The sequence below is a fragment of the Streptomyces sp. Go-475 genome, assembly GCF_003330845.1.
Taxonomy (GTDB): Bacteria; Actinomycetota; Actinomycetes; order Streptomycetales; family Streptomycetaceae; genus Streptomyces.
Genome location: NZ_CP026121.1, coordinates 7,015,077 through 7,032,645 on the forward strand (window position 1 = coordinate 7,015,077; position 17,569 = coordinate 7,032,645).

Consider the following 17,569-nt stretch of genomic DNA (forward strand, 5'->3'; position numbering starts at 1 on the left):
TGATACGTCCGGAGGAGGACCCTTGAAGCAGGGCGCGCAGGGCTCCGCCGGGACGGGGGTTCCACGAGGTGCCGGGGCGGGTGCCGGGTCCGGGGCGGGTGTGCCGGCCGGGCAGGCCCGGGTGCCGGAGCAGGCGGGGGCCGTGCGGGGGGAGCACACGCACAGCGAGCCGTCCGCGCCGTGCGCGCCGCGGGTCCGGGCCGTCGTCCAGCGGGCCTCCGTGCGCGGGCAGATCGTGGACGCGCTGCGGGCCGCGCTGGTGGCGGGCGATCTCAAGCCCGGGGAGGTGTACTCGGCGCCGGTGCTGGGCGAGCGGTTCGGGGTCTCGGCGACGCCCGTACGGGAGGCGATGCAGCAGCTGGCCCTGGAGGGGGCCGTCGAGGTCGTGCCGAACCGTGGGTTCCGGGTGGTCGAGCGGGGAGCGCGGGAGCTGGCGGAACTGGCCGAGGTGCGGGCGCTGATCGAGGTCCCGGTGATGCTGCGGCTGGCCCGTACCGTGCCCGCCGAGCGCTGGGCCGAGCTGCGCCCCCTCGCCGAGGCGACGGTCCGCGCGGCGTCCACCGGCTGCCGGGCCACGTACGCGGAGACCGACCGGAGGTTCCACCGGGCCGTGCTGTGCCTCTCCGGGAACGAGCAACTGGTGCAGATCGCGGAGGACCTGCACCGCAGGGCGCAGTGGCCGCTGGTCGGGGGTGGGCCGGGGGCCCGGGGGCGGGCGGACCTGGTGGCGGACGCGCATGAGCACACGGCGTTGCTGGACGCGTTGATCGCCCGGGATCTGGAGGTGGTGCGGGTGCTGGTGGGGGAGCACTTCGCGGGGGCGGCGGGCGGCTGAGCGGGGCGCTGCCCCAGGCCGTCGGGCGGCTGAGCGGGGCGCTGCCCCAGGCCGTCGGGCGGCTGAGCGGGGCGCTGTCTCAGGCCGTCGGGTCCCACAGTCCGCCGGCCTCGCCGCGGGCGAGGTGCTCGGCGTAGACCCCGACCTTCCAGGCGATGAGCGAGCGGCACTCCTCCAGCGCCTGGATCTGTCCCTCGACGCGCCGTTGATGGGCGTCGAGGAGCCGCAGCCGTTCGGCTTCGTTGCCGGGACCCTGCCGGACCAACTCGGCGAACCGTTTGAGGTCCGCCAGCGGCATCCCGGATTCCCGCAGCTTGACGCAGATCAGCAGCCATTCGACATCGGCCGCGGTGTATCGCCGTCGGCCGCTCGCGGTGCGCCGGACCGGTCCGACCAGCAGGCCCTCGCGCTCGTAGAAGCGCAACGCGTGCACGCTGAGCCCGGTGCGCTCGGCCACTTCGCCGATGCTCAGTGACTCCGCACGGGATTCGGTGGTCGCCATGCCGCCAGCCTAGGACTTGATCTAGACCTCGCTCCAGCTTCTAGCGTCGTCGGCATGACCATCACTGATCAGCAGCCGTTCGACACGCCCTTCTCGGCCGCCGGCACCGCCGAGGACGTCCTGGCCGGCTTCGACCTCTCCGGCAGGACCGCCCTCGTGACCGGGGGGTATTCCGGACTCGGCCTGGAAACCGCCCGGGGCCTCGCGGCCGCCGGGGCCCGGGTCATCGTTCCGGCACGCCGGCCCGGAGCCGCCCGCGCCGCTCTCGCGGATGTGGACGGCTGTGACGTCATCCCCATGGACCTGGCGGACCTCGACAGCGTGCGCGCCGCCGCCGTGCGGCTCAACAACTCCCTCGACAGGCTCGACCTCCTCATGGCCGTCGCCGGTGTCATGGCCACCCCCGAGCGGCGGGTGGGGCCCGGCTGGGAAAGCCAGCTCGCCGTCAACCACTTCGGGCACTTCGCCCTCGCCTGCGAGCTCTACCCGCTGCTGGCCGCCGCCGGCGGTGCGCGCGTCGTCGTCAACAGCTCCGCCGGGCACGCCCTGACCGACATCCGCTGGCACGACCCGCACTTCCGCACCGGCTACGACAAGTGGCTGGCCTACGGCCAGGCCAAGACCGCCAACGCGCTGTTCGCCGTGCAGCTCGACGCCCTCGGCCGCACCGACGGCGTCCGGGCGTTCGCCCTCCACCCGGGCAAGATCATCACCGGCCTCCAGCGGGAGATGACGCTCCAGGAGCAGATCGAACGCGGGTGGGTGGACGAGCACGGCGACGTCATCGGCGCCGGCTTCAAGACACCGTCCCAAGGCGCCGCCACCGGCCTGTGGGCCGCCACGTCTCCCCTCCTCGACGGCCGCGGCGGGCTCTACCTCGAGGACTGCGACGTCGCACGCGTCTGCGCCCCCGGCGCGCCCATGGACGACGGCGGAGTGCGCGCCTACGCCATCGACTCCGACGCGGCCGAACGGCTGTGGGACCTGTCCGTCGCGGCGACCGGCGCCGTCCCGGTCCCGCGATGAACCAGCGCTCCGCGCGCGCCGGGCGATGACGGCCTTGGCGAAGACGGTCAGGTGAGCCAGCTGCCCGCCGCGCACTCGGAGGCGGTGACCCACCGGTGAGACCCGATGCGGTCGTTCACGACCTGCCCCGGCCTGTTGTAGAAGTAGTTGTCCGTGAGGTTGTCGGCCCACATCTCTCCCGGAGCGAGGCAGACGTAGCCGTTCTGGTACTGGTAGTCCTTGTCGTAGTAGAAGGCGACGACGTCCCTGCCCCCGACGAACCCGCTGTTCATCACGGAGGACGCCTCTTTGTAGGCGATGGACTGGAACGCGCCGCTGCTATCGCCCCAGAAGCGATCGTCTCCCGGTGTCACGCCGAGGAGGTTCCCGTCACAGCCGTAGTCCGTCCAGGCCCTCACATTGCCGTCACGGCCCGGCCATTCCTGCTGACAGCGGTACTCCTGTGTCGCCGCCGTGGCAGAGGTGGCCGGTGCCACGAGTCCGAGGCAGGTCAGGGCGATGACGATGACGGCCGTACCTGGTCTGCGCATGATGTACTCCTTGGTGTCCGCCTCTGCGACGAGGCATGCGGTTCCACGGACGAGCCGTGGAGGTGAGGGACAGTCAGGCCCGTGGGCCGACGATCTTTTCGGCGCGGTCGAGCGCCTGGTGCTGCAACCGGGTGTGCGTGTCGAGGGCTTCGCCGAAGCGGTCGCGCAACTGGGCGACGTAGTGGCTCTCACGCTCTTCACCGATGGGGCGGAGGCCGGTGTCCCGGGCGCAGACGGCGTCGGCGACGGCGAGCTTCCGCTCGGCCTCGAAGGCCTTGGCCTCAGCCGTCCGGTGAGCCTGCGCGACCGCCGCCTGGCGGGACGCACCCGGGTCCCGGTAGACGTACCCCGCGCGTTTCATACACCGCGACCAGGCGTTCTGCGCCGCCGAGAACCGCTGGTCGGCCAGCACCCGGGGAACGTAGAGCGCCCGGAGGTGCCCGACGGCCTTCTCCGCGCGGAACCAGGCCCGGGGGTCGCCGTACAGCTTCTTCTCGGCCTCGGCCACACAGCCGCCCATCCGCTTGCGCACGGTGCCGCCGCCGGGGATCTCGACGGCGATCACCGGCGCGTCGACCCCCTCGTCCAGAGCCTCGTCGTAGGCCTGGCGCCGCTGCTCGGAGAGACTCCTGCGGTAAGCGAGGTTGGGGTTGGAAGCCCGGGCGGCCGCTTCCTTGGCCTGGATGCGGCTGCCGTATCCGTGCTTGCGGGCCCAGCCGACATCGTCCAGCACATAGCCGAGGGTGCGGCTTTCGTCCAGGCTGAGCCGCTGTGCCTCCCAGAACTCGAAGCCCTGTCGTCTCATGCACGTGCCGATCAACCGTTGCTGTGCGTCCGAGATGCGCACCTGCTCGGCATCGGTCAGTTGCCGGGCTCCCCCCGCCGACGGGGACGGCGTGACCGGCGGAGTCGGCTGGGCACCGCCACAGCCGGTGATGACGGCCGACACGAGGAGCAGGCTGATCGCGGCCTTGCGCATGACGTCCTCTCGCGTGGGTGGGAACGGAACTGTCCGGGCGCTGCGGTCCTTCGCCGCCGCCGTCGTCCTGTCGTCGGCACGGATCCGGCTCTTCACCGGGAGACTAGAAGTCCGCCGACGGCACCGGTCCTGACAGTTGTCAGGGGTCGGCTCCGGAACCCGGTCCGCTTTCCGGACATGATCGCCTGCCCTTGCTCCCGCGGGCAGCTCCGAGGCACCGGTGAACGTGCGTGGCAGGATGGACAACCAACCCTGCCCGTCCAGCAGTTGGGGCTGAGGAAGAGCGCGGGGAACGGGGAAGGGGAAGCCTGGTGAACGGCCTCGACAAGGGGATCCGCAAGGCCGAAGTCGCACTGAAGTGGGACCCGGGTCCGACGGGGCAGCCGCCCGCCGATCTGGACCTCGTCGCCGCCACCTACCTGGCGGGTGACCCGTACGGCGAGCCCGCCCACGTGGTGCGCTCCGACAGCCGCTTCCCAGACGGCGCCATCCGCCTCGCCCGGGACAGCGGGGAAGGCAAGGGCTTCGGCTGGGACCAGGTCATGACGCTGGAGCTCGACCGGCTGGACAGCCGGTACGCGCGCGTAGTGGTCGACGTCGTGATCCAGCAGCGTTCGGCACGCCGAACCTTCGGCAGCGTGCCCCACCCGGCCCTGCGGATCCGCGAGGGCTACACCGTCCTGGCCGAGGGCGACTTCGGCGACGTCCTGGAGTCGACGGCGGCGACGGTCGGGGAGTTCGTACGCGACGAGTCCGGCGGTTGGAACTTCCTCCCCGGCGTCCACGGCTTCGAGGCCGGCACGGGCCACCGCCTCATGCCCCGGGGGCACACCTCTCCCGGACCGGAGAACGATCCGGACGACGACTGGCCGCAGGAGTCCTGACCCGTGGGTGACATCGCCAAAGGCGTCCTCGGGGGAGGGTGGGCGCTGGTCGTCGGCTGGGTGCTGCCCACCGCGCTCAATCTCGCGGTCTTCTTCCTCACGGTCGCCCCCAGCCTGCGACGGACCGCGGCCGTCGAGCGTGTATGGCCCGATACGGCCAGTCAGACAGCTCTGCTGCTCCTCTGCGCCGCCGTTCTCCTCGGCTTCGTGCTCCACGCTCTCCAGACCCCGCTCTACCGGATCCTGGAGGGTTATCTGCTGTGGCCGCGCGCGGCGTTCGACCGTGGATGCCGGCGCCAGCGGGCCCGCAAAGAAGCGATCGCCGCCCTGATCGCTCGCCCGGGCGGCCGCACTCCGGTCCAGCGTGCGCTCCTCAACGAGCAGTTGGTCCGCTATCCGGCGAACGACGGCCAGCTCGCCCCGACCCGGCTCGGCAACGCGATCCGCCGGTTCGAGGAGTACGGCCACAATCGCTTCTGTCTCGATTCGCAGGTGCTGTGGAACGAGCTGAGCGCCACCGCACCCGTACAGGCGCGCCGCCAGGTGGAGACGGCACGGACCAGCGTGGACTTCTTCGTGGCGTTGCTGTACGGCCACGGGGTGGTGGCGGCCCTTGCCCTTCTGGCTCTGACGTCAGCCGAGGCCGAGCGGACCCTGTTGACCGTCACCTGCGTCGTGCTGTGTGCGCTCATTCCCCTGTGGTACCGCTCCGCGGTCTACGCCACCGATGAGTGGGCTGCCGCAGTGCGGGCCATGGTGAACCTGGGCCGCAAGCCATTGGCCGACGCGCTGGGGCTCGTACTGCCTCAGCAGCTGTCCGAGGAACGCGCCATGTGGCAGCTTGTCACCCGGATGTCCCGGCGGCCCTACCGGGATGCCGCCGACCGGGCCTTCGCACCGTACCGGGCCGCGCCACCGGATCCGAACTGTCCGCTGCGTCCGCCGGTTCCCGGCCCGGGGGCGTGACGCCGGCCCCGTTACGCCGTCGCCGCCCCCGCCGCCGGAGGCATCGGGGTCAACTGCCGGGCCAGCCACGTGGGCACGCCCCCGAGCAGCCGGAACAGCCGGCGTGCCTCCTCCCGCAGCCGGGACGCCTCCGGTTCCGTCTCCGTGTCGGCCAGGGACACCAGCGCCGGGGCCGTGCCCACCAGGTAGCCCAGCTCCTCCCGGATCCGCAGGGACTCGGTGAAGCCGTGCCGCGCCTCCGCCAACTCCCCGTCCCGGAGGGCGAGTCCCGCCAGGTGCCGCCATGTGAAGGAGAGCAGCAGCGGGTCGGCGTGGGCCGTCGCCCCGGCGTGGGCGCGGCGGTACGCGGCGCGCGCGGCCTGGGGCGAGCGCGTCAGGTTCTCCGCCAGGAGGCCGCGCCGGAAGTCCAGCAGGGCACGGGCCGGAGCCCCCGGAGGGATGAGCGCCGCCGCCCGGCCCAGCGCGGCCCGCGCCTCGTCGGCCCGGTCGCGCACCGCCAGCAGCGTCGCCGCGTAGGCCAAGTACCCGCGTTCACAAGCGGCCGCGCCCCGCTCGTCGTCGCTGTGCGCCAGCGCCTCGGCCGTGCGCAGCGCGTCCTCGGTCTCCTCCCAGCCCTGCTCGGTGTAGAGACACCGTTCCACCAGCAGCGCGGCGCGTTGCAGCGCCGCCGCGGGGGTGTCCGGCAGCAGCAGGGCGGCCGCGTCGGACCAGCACCCGCGCGAGCGCAGCCGCCATACCGCGGTCTGGAGGGGATCGTCACCGGCGGTCGTTCCGTTACCAGACATGGCGGTATGCGCCACGTTGCCCTCCCCGAGCACGCCATCGAGCTGTTGAGTGGTGGCGGCATCTCAGCATGAATCGACGGGCCGGGCCAAGAGGGTGGGTGAAGGATTTCACAAAGTCGTGGGACTCCGGGGCGCCCCGTGTTCGGGCCGGGACGCCCCGAGTCTCAGCTCATCCGCAGGGCCAGGAAGAAGTCCAGCTTGTCCTCCAGTCGCGACAGGTCACGGCCCGTCAACTGCTCGATCCGGCCCACCCGGTAGCGCAGCGTGTTGACGTGCAGGTGGAGGCGGGTGGCGCAGCGGGTCCAGGAGCCGTCGCAGTCGAGGAAGGCCTCCAGGGTGGGGATGAGTTCGGCCCGGTGGCGGCGGTCGTAGTCCCGCAGGGGGTCGAGCAGCCTCGCCGTGAAGGCGCGGCGGACGTCGTCGGGGACGAAGGGGAGCAGCAGGACGTGGGAGGCCAGTTCCTGGTGGCCCGCCGCGCAGACCCGGCCCGGCCTGGCCGCGGCGACGCGGCGGGCGTGCCGGGCCTCCTCCAGGGCGCCGCGCAGGCCCTCCGCCGAGTGGACCGCCGCGCTGACGCCGAGGGTGAGGCGGCCGTCGCCGTCGAGGCCGGCCGTGAGGGGGTCCCGTACGGACTCCAGGAGCGCGTCCGCGAGGACGCCGGTCTCCGAGCCGTCGTGCTCCGCGGAGACGGCGGGCAGGGGGACCAGGGCGACGGCCTCGTCGCCGGTGTGGGCGACCGCGATGCGGTCGGAGTGCTCCGGCCCGGCGGCCCGGGGGTCGACCAGGATCTCCTCCAGCAGGGCCTGGGCGACCGGGCCGCTCTCGATGGCGCCACCGTCCCAGTCGACGCGGGCCACGACCACCTGCCAGTGCGGCGCCGTGCCGAGGCCGGGCAGCAGGACGGGGGCGGCCACGCGCAGGCGCGCGGCGATCTCGGCGGGGGCCGCGCCCGCCTGGACGAGTTCCAGGACCTCCTGGGCGAGGCGGCGGCGGACCGTGCGGGCCGCGTCCCGGCGGTCCCGCTCGACGGCGATCAACTGGGTGACGCCGTGCAGCAGGTCGAGGCGCTCCTCGGCCCAGTCGCCGGCGTCCGCCTCGACGGCGAGCAGCCAGTCGGAGAGGACGGTCTCGCGGGCGTCCCGGGGCGTCTGTGGGGAGCGGCCGGTCGAGCGGACCGGGAAGAGCGAGTAGGTGGTGGCGCCCAGGATGACGCGGTGGGGGCCGCGGCGGCCCGTGCGGGTGGCGGTCAGGTGTTCCGCCGCGAGCCTGCCGCAGGCCTCGGGGGGCAGGGCCGGGCCCGAGGTCTTCGGGCCCGCGATCAGGCGGCCGGTGGGGGAGAGGACCCAGGCGCGCAGGTCCAGGTCCGAGCCCAGGAGGTCCAGCACCACGTCGGGGCCGCCGCCCGCCGGGCCGGAGGTCATCATCCGGCGGTGCCGGTCGACCACCGCCGCGAGATCACCGGCGCGCTCGCCGGAGACCTGCCGTACGACGTGCTCGGTGATCGTCGCGAAGGCCACCGACTCGTGCACCGCGAAGAGCGGGAGGCGGTGGCGGGCGCAGGCCGCGACCAGGTCGTCGGGCACGTCGCCGAGCTCCGCCTCGCCCGCGGCGAGGGCCGCCACCCCCGCCTGCACCAGGATGCGCACGAACGGCTCCGAGTCCGCGGCGTCCCGGCGCCAGGCCAGGCCGGTGAGCACCAGCTCGCCGCCCGAGAGGTAGCGGCTGGGGTCGCGCAGGTCGGTGGTCATCACGCCGCGCACGGCGCGATCCAGTTCGTCCTCGCCGCCGAGCAGCTTGAGGCCCAGCGCGTCCGTGTCCAGCAGTGCGCGCAGCCGCATTCTCGTCGCCGCCGATCTTTGTCTCGAAATCAAACCCTGTCCGGGCTGTGTTCCAGGTCACGCGGTCGTGTCGCGCGTTTCCACAGGAAAACGAGGAGGTTTCCGATGGCCTCCGTTCATACGAATCTACAAGATGCCTCTCCTGGCCAGCCAACTCCTTCATGGTTTCCGTGACTGACCCGGCGGAGCACGGCGCTGTGTACTGAGTCCATTACGCGTGAACAGCACATGAACGAGCCGGGACCGCCGCACACGGATTGGCTCAATCTGAACGCCCCACGAGAAGACGAAGAAGAGAGCCGGTCATGGACTTCCTTCGCCCCGCCAGCTGGGAGGAGGCGCTCGCCGCGAAAGCCGAGCACCCCGCAGCTGTGCCGATTGCGGGTGGCACCGACGTGATGGTCGAGATCAACTTCGACCACCGCCGGCCCGAGTACCTCATGGACCTGAACCGCATCGGCGACCTCTCCGAGTGGGAGGTCGGCGAGGAGAGCGTGCGCCTGGGTGCCTCCGTGCCCTACACGAAGATCATGGAGAACCTCCGCGCCGAGCTGCCGGGGCTCGCCCTCGCCTCGCACACGGTCGCCTCCCCGCAGATCCGCAACCGCGGCGGCGTCGGCGGCAACCTCGGCACCGCCTCCCCGGCGGGCGACGCCCACCCCGCCCTGCTCGCCGCGGGCGCCGAGGTGGAGGTCGAGTCGGTGCGCGGCTCGCGCCGGATCCCGATCGACGCGTTCTACACGGGTGTGAAGCGCAACGCGCTGGAGCCCGACGAGCTGATCCGGGCCGTGCACGTGAAGAAGGCCGACGGGCCGCAGCAGTTCTCCAAGGTGGGCACCCGGAACGCGATGGTGATCGCCGTGTGCGCCTTCGGACTCGCCCTGCACCCGGAGTCGCGGACCGTGCGGACCGGGATCGGTTCCGCCGCCCCGACACCCGTCCGGGCCAAGGCCGCCGAGGAGTTCCTGAACGCCGCGCTGGAGGAGGGCGGCTTCTGGGACAACGGGAAGATCATCACCCCGTCGGTCGCCAAGCAGTTCGCGGACCTGTGCTCCGCCGCCTGCAACCCGATCGACGACGTCCGGGGCACCGCGAGCTACCGCCGCCACGCGGTCGGCGTCATGGCCCGCCGCACGCTGACCTGGACGTGGGAGTCCTACCGCGGCGCCCGCCGCACCACCGAGGGAGCTGCCTGATGCGCGTCAACTTCACGGTCAACGGCCGTCCGCAGGAAGCCGACGACGTCTGGGAGGGCGAGTCCCTGCTGTACGTGCTGCGGGAGCGGCTCGGGCTGCCGGGTTCGAAGAACGCCTGCGAGCAGGGCGAGTGCGGCTCGTGCACGGTCCGGCTGGACGGTGTGCCGGTGTGCTCCTGCCTGGTCGCCGCCGGGCAGGTCGAGGGCCGCGAGGTCGTCACCGTCGAGGGCCTCGCCGACTACGCCAAGCAGCGCTCCTGCGCGAGTGACGCGTGCGGTACGTCGTTGCGGAACGCCCAGCAGTGGCAGGCCAAGGGCACCGACTCGCAGACCGGCGAGGGCACCGAGCTGTCCCCGATCCAGCAGGCGTTCATCGACGCCGGCGCCGTCCAGTGCGGCTTCTGCACACCCGGCCTGCTGGTCGCCGCCGACGAGATGCTGGAGCGCAACCCCAACCCGACCGACGCGGACATCCGCGAGGCCCTCTCGGGCAACCTGTGCCGCTGCACCGGCTACGAGAAGATCATGGACGCGGTCCGCCTGGCGGCCGCCCGGCAGGGAGAGGCGGTCTGATCATGTCGTCCCCCAACGGAACCCCCACCAAGATCACCCAGGGCTCGCAGACCAAGGGCGGCATCGGCGAGTCCACGCTCCGCCCGGACGGCACCCTCAAGGTCACCGGCGAGTTCGCGTACTCGTCCGACATGTGGCACGAGGACATGCTGTGGGGGCAGATCCTCCGGTCGACCGTCGCGCACGCCGAGATCGTGTCCATCGACACGAGCGAGGCCCTGGCCCTGCCGGGCGTCCACGCCGTGCTCACGTACGACGACCTGCCGACCGACGTGAAGAACTACGGGCTGGAGATCCAGGACACCCCGGTCCTCGCCCACGGCAAGGTCCGCCACCACGGGGAGCCGGTCGCGATCGTCGCCGCCGACCACCCGGAGACCGCGCGCCGCGCCGCCGCGAAGATCAAGGTCGACTACCGCGAGCTGCCCGTCGTCACCGACGAGGCCTCCGCCACCGCCCCGGACGCGATCCTCGTCCACGAGAACCGCGACGACCACCACGCCGGCCACGTCCCGCACCCCAACATCGTGCACCGCCAGCCGATCGTGCGCGGCAACGTGGCGGAGGCCCGCGAGCGGGCCGACGTGATCGTCGAGGGCGAGTACACCTTCGGTATGCAGGACCAGGCCTTCCTCGGCCCCGAGTCCGGGCTCGCCGTGCCGGAGGAGGACGGCGGCGTCCACCTCTACATCGCCACCCAGTGGCTGCACAGCGACCTGCGCCAGATCGCGCCCGTGCTCGGCCTGCCCGAGGACAAGGTGCGGATGACGCTGTCCGGCGTCGGCGGCGCGTTCGGCGGCCGCGAGGACCTGTCGATGCAGATCCACGCCTGCCTGCTGGCGCTGCGCACCGGCAAGCCCGTCAAGATCGTCTACAACCGCTTCGAGTCCTTCTTCGGGCACGTCCACCGCCACCCCGCGAAGCTGTACTACGAGCACGGCGCCACCAGGGACGGCAAGCTCACCCACATGAAGTGCCGGATCGTCCTGGACGGCGGCGCCTACGCCTCCGCCTCCCCGGCCGTCGTCGGCAACGCCTCCTCCCTGTCCGTCGGTCCGTACGTGATCGACGACGTCGACATCGAGGCCATCGCCCTCTACACCAACAACCCGCCCTGCGGCGCCATGCGCGGCTTCGGCGCGGTCCAGGCGTGCTTCGCCTACGAGGCGCAGATGGACAAGCTGGCGAAGAAGCTGGGCATGGATCCGGTGGAGTTCCGGCAGCTCAACGCCATGGAACAGGGCACGCTCATGCCCACCGGCCAGCCGGTCGACTCGCCGGCGCCGGTCGCCGAACTCCTGCGTCGCGTCAAGGCGATGCCGATGCCGCCGGAGCGCCAGTGGGAGTCCAGCGAGGGCGCCGACGTACGGCAGCTGCCGGGCGGCCTGTCCAACACCACGCACGGCGAGGGCGTCGTCCGCGGGGTCGGCTATGCCGTCGGCATCAAGAACGTGGGCTTCTCCGAGGGGTTCGACGACTACTCCACCGCCAAGGTCCGCATGGAGGTCGTGGGCGGCGAGCCCGTCGCCACCGTCCACACGGCCATGGCGGAGGTCGGGCAGGGCGGCGTCACCGTCCACGCGCAGATCGCCCGCACCGAGCTGGGCGTCACGCAGGTGACGATCCACCCGGCCGACACCCAGGTGGGCAGCGCCGGTTCGACGTCGGCCTCCCGGCAGACGTACGTCACCGGCGGCGCGGTCAAGAACGCCTGTGAACTGGTGCGGGAGAAGGTGCTGGAGATCGGCCGCCGCAAGTTCGGCTCCTACCACCCGGCCTGGGCGACGGCCGAACTGCTGCTGGAAGGCGGCAAGGTCGTCACCGACGGCGGCGAGGTGCTGGCCGACCTGGTGGACGTCCTCGGCGAGGACGCCGTCGAGGTCGAGGAGGAGTGGCGGCACCGGCCGACCGAGCCCTTCGACCTGCGCACCGGTCAGGGCAACGGGCACGTGCAGTACTCCTTCGCCGCGCACCGCGCCGTCGTCGAGGTCGACACCGAACTCGGCCTGGTGAAGGTGATCGAGCTGGCCTGCGCCCAGGACGTCGGCAAGGCGCTCAACCCGCTCTCCGTCATCGGCCAGATCCAGGGCGGCACCACGCAGGGCCTGGGCGTGGCGGTCATGGAGGAGATCGTCGTCGACCCCAAGACGGCGAAGGTCAAGAACCCCTCCTTCACCGACTACCTGATCCCCACCATCCTCGACACGCCGACCATCCCCGTCGACGTGCTCGAACTCGCCGACGAGCACGCCCCGTACGGGCTGCGCGGCATCGGCGAGGCCCCCACCCTGTCGTCGACGCCGGCCGTGCTCGCGGCGATCCGCGACGCCACGGGGCTGGAGCTCAACCGGACGCCGGTACGGCCGGAACACCTGACCGGCACCGCGTGACAGACCCTCCGGGCGGCGCACGGAACGTCACACACTCCGCGCCGCCCGGAGCACCCAGATCGTTCGTCTCGGGCCGTCCCCCGGGTCGTGCGGCCGAAGCACCTTCCCAAATCCCGCACGTCGTCACGACGAGCCGCGGGTGCCCCTATGAACCTTGGGAGTAGGCCCACATGACCCAGCAGTCAGTAGAGCCGAGGACCACAGCCGAAGACGCGGGCGAAGGCACCCGCGTCCCGGCCGGACGGTCCTGGCTCGACCGGTACTTCCACATATCCCACAGAGGGTCCACGGTCGCCCGCGAAGTGCGCGGCGGCGTCACGACCTTCATGGCGATGGCGTACATCCTCCTGCTCAACCCCCTGATCCTGTCCGGCAAGGACGCGGCCGGGGCCACGCTCGGCCAGCAGGCGCTGATCACCGCGACCGCGTTCGCGGCGGCCCTCACCACCCTGCTGATGGGCTTCGTCGGCAAGGTGCCGCTCGCCCTGGCCGCGGGCCTGTCCGTCTCCGGGGTCCTCGCCTCCCAGGTCGCGCCCGAGATGACCTGGCCGCAGGCGATGGGCATGTGCGTGATGTACGGCGTCGTCATCATGCTGCTGGTCGTCACCGGCCTGCGCGAGATGATCATGAACGCGATCCCGCTCGCGCTCAAGCACGCCATCACCATGGGCATCGGCCTGTTCATCGCCCTCATCGGCTTCTACAAGTCCGGCTTCGTGCACCAGGGGAAGGCCACTCCCGTCACGCTCGGCCCGGCGGGCGAACTGGCCGGCTGGCCGGTCCTGCTCTTCGCCGGCACGCTGCTGCTGATCTTCATGCTCCAGGCCCGGAACATCCCGGGCGCCATCCTGATCGGCATCGTCAGCGGCACGGTCGTGGCCGCGGTCCTGAACGCCGCCGGGGTCGTCGACCCCAAGCAGTGGGCGGCCGGCGCACCCGAACTGCACGGCAGCGCGGTGTCCATGCCCGACTTCTCGCTCTTCGGCGACGTCGAGTTCGGCGGCTGGGGCGAGGTCGGCGCGATGACCGTCGGCATGATCGTCTTCACGCTGGTGCTGGCCGGGTTCTTCGACGCGATGGCCACCATCATCGGCGTCGGCACCGAGGCGAGACTCGCCGACGACAAGGGCCGCATGCCGGGCCTGTCCAAGGCACTGTTCATCGACGGGGCCGGCGGCGCGATCGGAGGCGTGTCCGGCGGCTCCGGCCAGACGGTGTTCATCGAGTCGGCGACGGGTGTCGGCGAGGGCGCGCGCACGGGCCTCGCCTCGGTCGTCACCGGACTGTTCTTCGCGGCCTGCCTGTTCTTCACCCCGCTCACCGCGATCGTGCCGCAGGAGGTGGCGTCCGCCGCCCTCGTCGTCATCGGCGCGATGATGCTGATGAACGCCCGGCACGTGGACTGGGCCGACCGCGCCACCGCCGTCCCGGTGTTCCTCACGGTCGTGCTGATGCCGTTCACCTACACCATCACCACCGGTGTCGCCGCGGGCGTCATCTCCTACGTCGCCATCAAGACCGCCCAGGGCAAGTGGCGCGAGATCGGCGCCTTCATGTGGATCCTGACGGCGGTGTTCCTCGTGTACTTCGCCCTCCACCCGATCGAGAGCTGGCTGGGCGTCCACTGACGCCGTCCCTCCCACAACCCCGAGGAGACCGAGACAGATGCTGGACATCGCCGAGGAGCTGAACCAGTGGGTCGGGCAGGGCCGTGACTTCGCCGTGGCCACCGTGGTGGCCGTCGGCGGCAGCGCGCCCCGGCAGCCCGGCGCCGCGCTCGCGGTGGACGCCGACGGCACGGCGATCGGCTCGGTCTCCGGCGGCTGCGTGGAGGGCGCGGTCTACGAGCTGTGCGAGCAGGCGCTGCGCGACGGCGAGACCGTCCTGGAGCGCTTCGGCTACAGCGACGACGACGCCTTCGCCGTGGGACTGACCTGCGGCGGCGTCATCGACATCCTGGTCACCCCGGTACGGGCCGCCGATCCGGTCCGCCCGGTGGTCGCGTCCGCGCTCACCGCCGCCGCCCGAGGGGAGGCGGCGGCGGTGGCGCGGATCGTGTCGGGCCCGCGCGACCTCACGGGCCGCGCCCTGCTGGTCCGCCCCGACGGCTCCTGGGACGGCGGCTTCGGTGGCCACCCCGAACTGGACCGCACGGTCGCGGCCGAGGCGGGCGCCTTCCTGGACGCCGGGCGCACCGGCACCCTGGAGATCGGAGAGCAGGGCTCTCGCTGCGGAGCACCGCTCACGGTCCTGGTCGAGTCCTCGGTCCCCGCGCCCCGCATGATCGTGTTCGGCGCGATCGACTTCGCCTCCGCCCTGGTCCGCGTCGGCAAGTTCCTCGGCTACCACGTCACGGTGTGCGACGCGCGGCCCGTCTTCGCGACCCGGACGCGCTTCCCCGAGGCCGACGAGATCGTCGTCGAATGGCCCCACCGGTACCTGGAGCGCACCGACGTCGACGCCCGCACGGTGCTGTGCGTGCTGACCCACGACGCCAAGTTCGACGTCCCGCTGCTGCGGCTCGCCCTGCGCCTGCCGGTCGCGTACGTCGGCGCCATGGGCTCCCGGCGCACCCACCTGGACCGCAACGCCCGGCTGCGCGAAGTCGGTGTCACCGACCTGGAGTTGAGCCGCCTGCACTCGCCGATCGGCCTCGACCTCGGGGCCCGTACGCCCGAGGAGACGGCCCTGTCGATCGCGGCGGAGATCGTCGCGGCCCGGCGCGGCGGCAGCGGGGTGCCGCTGACCGGGGCGCACACGCCGATCCACCACGACCCGGAGTCCCGGCAGGTCGGGCGGATCGGGTCGGTGGCCTGACACCGGTTCAGCCGGCCGGGGCGGCCTCCAGCAGCGAGAACGGCTCGGCCTCCGGGAGGGGGGTGACCGAGAGCAGCGCGAGGCCCGCGGCCCGGCACAGGTCCTCGAAGTCCCGGCGGGTGCGTTCCCGGCCGCCCGCGTTCACGAGCATGTTGAGTTCGCTGAGATACGTGCTCGCGTCACCGTCGGCCCCGACCGTCTCGGGCAGCACCGGTTCCAGGATCAGGACCCGTCCGCCGGGCGGCAGGGCCGCGCGGCAGTGGCGCAGGATCGAAGAACGTTCCGCCGGGCGGCGGCCGGGGCGTCAGGCCTGTCTGAGCAGGCGGTTCAGCGCCCGCCCGAACACATACCGGGCCGAGCGCCGCAGCACGCCGTCGAAGAGCGACGGCAACGGACGCACCCGGATCTCCTCCCGCCACACCACGCGGGCCCGGCCTCCCGGCCCCGGGCGCACCTCCAGCTCCGCCCAGCCCCGTACGACACGCCCCCGCTTCTCCAGCCGGCACAGTCCCGCGGCCCCGCCCTGCGGCGGCTGCCAGACCGTGATCTCCATCGGATCGTCGAAGGCCAGCGGCCCGACACCCGACCGGGCCACGACGAGCGTGCCCCTGCGGGTCGGCGCGGGCGGCTCCACCCTGACCCTCGTCAGCGGCACCACGTCCCCGTGCCGCCGCCACTGCGTGACCCGCCGCCACGCCTCGTCGAGGGGCAGCGGGACCGTACGTTCGAGCAGGATGTCCACCACGCCACGATCGTAAGGAACCGGTCGACGGCCGGGACGCCTACGGAGCCACCCGGGCCACCGCTCCCGTCTCCAGGGTCACCCACAGGGCGCCGTCCGGGCCGGGAGCGATGACCGCGGGGCGGCAGGACGGCGAGTCCAGCGGGTACTCCGTGAGCCCGCCGTCCACGGTGAGGCGCCTGATCCGGCCGCCGTGCACGAAGGTCAGCCACAGGGCCCCGTCGGGGCCGGTGGTGATGCCGTAGGTGCCGGCGTCCCGGTCCGCGACGGCGAACTCCTGGACGGCCGGGGTGTCGGACACGCGTTCTCCCTTCGACGCCCTCGCACCCTCCTCGCGCCCGACGGCGGACGCAACTCCTTTTCGGCACTGTGCATGCTGTTCCTGGTGTCTCCGCTCTCCCTGTGGCTACTCGCGCCGTCAGGCAAGTGACAGCGAGTGGAGGGAGAGCCTCGTGGGCGGACAAGCCTGGCGCCGGGCCCTGGTGACCGGTGGCGCCGGATTCGTGGGGTCCCATCTGTGCGCGCGGCTGCTCGACGCCGGCACGCACGTGGTGTGCCTGGACAACCTGGCCACCGGCTCCCGCGCCAACGTGGCCGAGTTGGAGCAGCGGCCCGGCTTCCGTTTCGTGCCCGGCGACGCCACCGACCCGGCGGTCTGGCGGGCCCTGCCCGGCCGGTACGACCTCGTGCTGCACTTCGCCTGCCCCGCCTCGCCGGCCGACTACCTGCGGCTGCCGCTGGAGACCCTCGACGTCGGCAGCACGGGCACCCGCCTCGCGCTGGACCGGGCCCGCGCCGACGGCGCCCGCCTCGTCCTCGCCTCCACCTCCGAGGTCTACGGCGACCCGCTGGAGCACCCGCAGCACGAGGGCTACTGGGGCAACGTCAACCCGGTCGGCCCGCGCAGCGTCTACGACGAGTCCAAGCGCTTCGCGGAGGCCCTGGTCACCGCCCACCGCGGCGTGCACGGCACCGACGCCGCCATCGTCCGCATCTTCAACACCTACGGGCCCCGCATGCGCACCGGCGACGGCCGCGCCGTCCCCACCTTCATCGCGCAGGCCCTCGACGGCACGCCCCTGACCGTCGCCGGCGACGGCGGGCAGACCCGCTCCCTGTGCTACGTCGACGACACCGTGGCGGGCGTGCTCGCCCTGGCCGCCTCCGCCGAGACCGGGCCGGTGAACATCGGCGGCGGCGACGAGATCACCGTGCTGGAGCTGGCCCGCCGGATCGTCGGGCTCACCGGCTCCGCCTCCCGCGTCCGGTTCGTGGACCGCCCCGTCGACGACCCCGGCCGGCGCCGCCCCGACACCCGGCTGGCCCGGGAACGGCTCGGCTGGCACCCCCGGATCGGCTGGAGCGAAGGACTGGAACGCACCATTGGCTGGTTCTCGCGGTCCGTCGCCGCCTGAGGCGGTCACAGAGCGGTCATCCCCGCCCGACAGAAAGTGAAAAATCCGGCTTTGTGGTGACAGTTGGCTCCAAGTGTTTGAGATAGCTGCAC

At 72.4% G+C, this 17,569-nt stretch carries 16 protein-coding genes and 2 pseudogenes; 10 read left to right on the plus strand and 8 right to left on the minus strand.

The window, feature by feature from the left end:
- Window positions 1-22: 22 nt before the first annotated feature.
- Window positions 23-835, plus strand: a complete 813-nt coding sequence (locus tag C1703_RS31955) for a GntR family transcriptional regulator (protein WP_114256086.1) — start codon at window positions 23-25, stop codon at window positions 833-835.
- A 79-nt stretch (window positions 836-914) separates the two neighbouring features.
- On the opposite strand, the gene C1703_RS31960 is transcribed toward C1703_RS31955, so the two are convergent.
- Window positions 915-1,337 (minus strand): MerR family transcriptional regulator, encoded by a 423-nt coding sequence (locus tag C1703_RS31960; RefSeq protein ID WP_114256087.1) that lies wholly within the window; start codon window positions 1,335-1,337, stop codon window positions 915-917.
- Between the two features lie 54 nt (window positions 1,338-1,391).
- On the opposite strand from C1703_RS31960, the gene C1703_RS31965 reads away from it, so the two are divergent.
- Window positions 1,392-2,363: an oxidoreductase gene (locus tag C1703_RS31965; RefSeq protein WP_114256088.1), complete on the plus strand. Its 972-nt coding sequence runs from the start codon at window positions 1,392-1,394 to the stop codon at window positions 2,361-2,363.
- Window positions 2,364-2,410: 47 nt separating this feature from the next.
- Here the strand turns inward: C1703_RS31965 and C1703_RS31970 are convergent, their stop codons facing one another.
- Together C1703_RS31970 and C1703_RS31975 are read right to left on the minus strand one after the other, a co-directional pair.
- Window positions 2,411-2,893: a hypothetical protein gene (locus C1703_RS31970; RefSeq protein ID WP_114256089.1), complete on the minus strand. Its 483-nt coding sequence runs from the start codon at window positions 2,891-2,893 to the stop codon at window positions 2,411-2,413.
- A gap of 73 nt (window positions 2,894-2,966) precedes the next feature.
- Window positions 2,967-3,872 carry a hypothetical protein gene (locus tag C1703_RS31975; protein WP_114256090.1) on the minus strand — a complete coding sequence of 302 codons (906 nt, stop codon included), beginning with the start codon at window positions 3,870-3,872 and terminating at the stop codon, window positions 2,967-2,969.
- 311 nt (window positions 3,873-4,183) lie between these two features.
- On the opposite strand from C1703_RS31975, the gene C1703_RS31980 reads away from it, so the two are divergent.
- Complete coding sequence (locus C1703_RS31980; protein ID WP_114256091.1) at window positions 4,184-4,756, plus strand: TerD family protein; 573 nt, start codon at window positions 4,184-4,186, stop codon at window positions 4,754-4,756.
- Window positions 4,757-4,759: 3 nt separating this feature from the next.
- A complete protein-coding gene (locus tag C1703_RS31985) occupies window positions 4,760-5,722 on the plus strand; it encodes a hypothetical protein (protein WP_114256092.1) in 963 nt (320 codons plus the stop codon).
- 11 nt (window positions 5,723-5,733) lie between these two features.
- On the opposite strand, the gene C1703_RS31990 is transcribed toward C1703_RS31985, so the two are convergent.
- Window positions 5,734-6,522, minus strand: coding sequence for a hypothetical protein (locus C1703_RS31990; protein ID WP_114257689.1), 789 nt, complete (start codon window positions 6,520-6,522; stop codon window positions 5,734-5,736).
- Window positions 6,523-6,671: 149 nt separating this feature from the next.
- Window positions 6,672-8,345: a PucR family transcriptional regulator ligand-binding domain-containing protein gene (locus tag C1703_RS31995; RefSeq protein ID WP_114256093.1), complete on the minus strand. Its 1,674-nt coding sequence runs from the start codon at window positions 8,343-8,345 to the stop codon at window positions 6,672-6,674.
- A gap of 305 nt (window positions 8,346-8,650) precedes the next feature.
- Here C1703_RS31995 and C1703_RS32005 point away from each other — a divergent pair, with 305 nt between their 5' ends.
- The 5 genes from C1703_RS32005 to C1703_RS32025 all read left to right on the plus strand — a co-directional run bounded on the left by C1703_RS32005 (window position 8,651) and on the right by C1703_RS32025 (window position 15,320).
- On the plus strand, window positions 8,651-9,541 hold the full coding sequence (locus C1703_RS32005) for a xanthine dehydrogenase family protein subunit M (protein ID WP_114256094.1): 891 nt from the start codon (window positions 8,651-8,653) through the stop codon (window positions 9,539-9,541).
- On the plus strand, window positions 9,541-10,113 hold the full coding sequence (locus C1703_RS32010) for a (2Fe-2S)-binding protein (RefSeq protein ID WP_114256095.1): 573 nt from the start codon (window positions 9,541-9,543) through the stop codon (window positions 10,111-10,113). Before C1703_RS32005 ends, C1703_RS32010 begins: the two co-directional genes overlap by 1 nt.
- A gap of 2 nt (window positions 10,114-10,115) precedes the next feature.
- Window positions 10,116-12,503, plus strand: a complete 2,388-nt coding sequence (locus tag C1703_RS32015) for a molybdopterin cofactor-binding domain-containing protein (RefSeq protein WP_114256096.1) — start codon at window positions 10,116-10,118, stop codon at window positions 12,501-12,503.
- 170 nt (window positions 12,504-12,673) lie between these two features.
- Window positions 12,674-14,131 (plus strand): NCS2 family permease, encoded by a 1,458-nt coding sequence (locus C1703_RS32020; RefSeq protein WP_114256097.1) that lies wholly within the window; start codon window positions 12,674-12,676, stop codon window positions 14,129-14,131.
- A 37-nt stretch (window positions 14,132-14,168) separates the two neighbouring features.
- Window positions 14,169-15,320, plus strand: coding sequence for an XdhC/CoxI family protein (locus C1703_RS32025; protein WP_114256098.1), 1,152 nt, complete (start codon window positions 14,169-14,171; stop codon window positions 15,318-15,320).
- A 7-nt stretch (window positions 15,321-15,327) separates the two neighbouring features.
- On the opposite strand, the pseudogene C1703_RS32030 reads toward C1703_RS32025, so the two are convergent.
- The 3 genes and pseudogenes from C1703_RS32030 to C1703_RS32040 form a co-directional block, all read right to left on the minus strand.
- Window positions 15,328-15,609 (minus strand): annotated as a pseudogene (locus C1703_RS32030) (methyltransferase); the annotation flags it as partial.
- Between the two features lie 15 nt (window positions 15,610-15,624).
- Window positions 15,625-16,065: an SRPBCC family protein gene (locus C1703_RS32035; RefSeq protein WP_114256100.1), complete on the minus strand. Its 441-nt coding sequence runs from the start codon at window positions 16,063-16,065 to the stop codon at window positions 15,625-15,627.
- Window positions 16,066-16,138: 73 nt separating this feature from the next.
- Window positions 16,139-16,363 (minus strand): annotated as a pseudogene (locus C1703_RS32040) (virginiamycin B lyase); the annotation flags it as partial.
- A 151-nt stretch (window positions 16,364-16,514) separates the two neighbouring features.
- On the opposite strand from C1703_RS32040, the gene C1703_RS32045 reads away from it, so the two are divergent.
- Window positions 16,515-17,477: an NAD-dependent epimerase/dehydratase family protein gene (locus C1703_RS32045; protein WP_114256101.1), complete on the plus strand. Its 963-nt coding sequence runs from the start codon at window positions 16,515-16,517 to the stop codon at window positions 17,475-17,477.
- Window positions 17,478-17,569 lie beyond the last annotated feature (92 nt).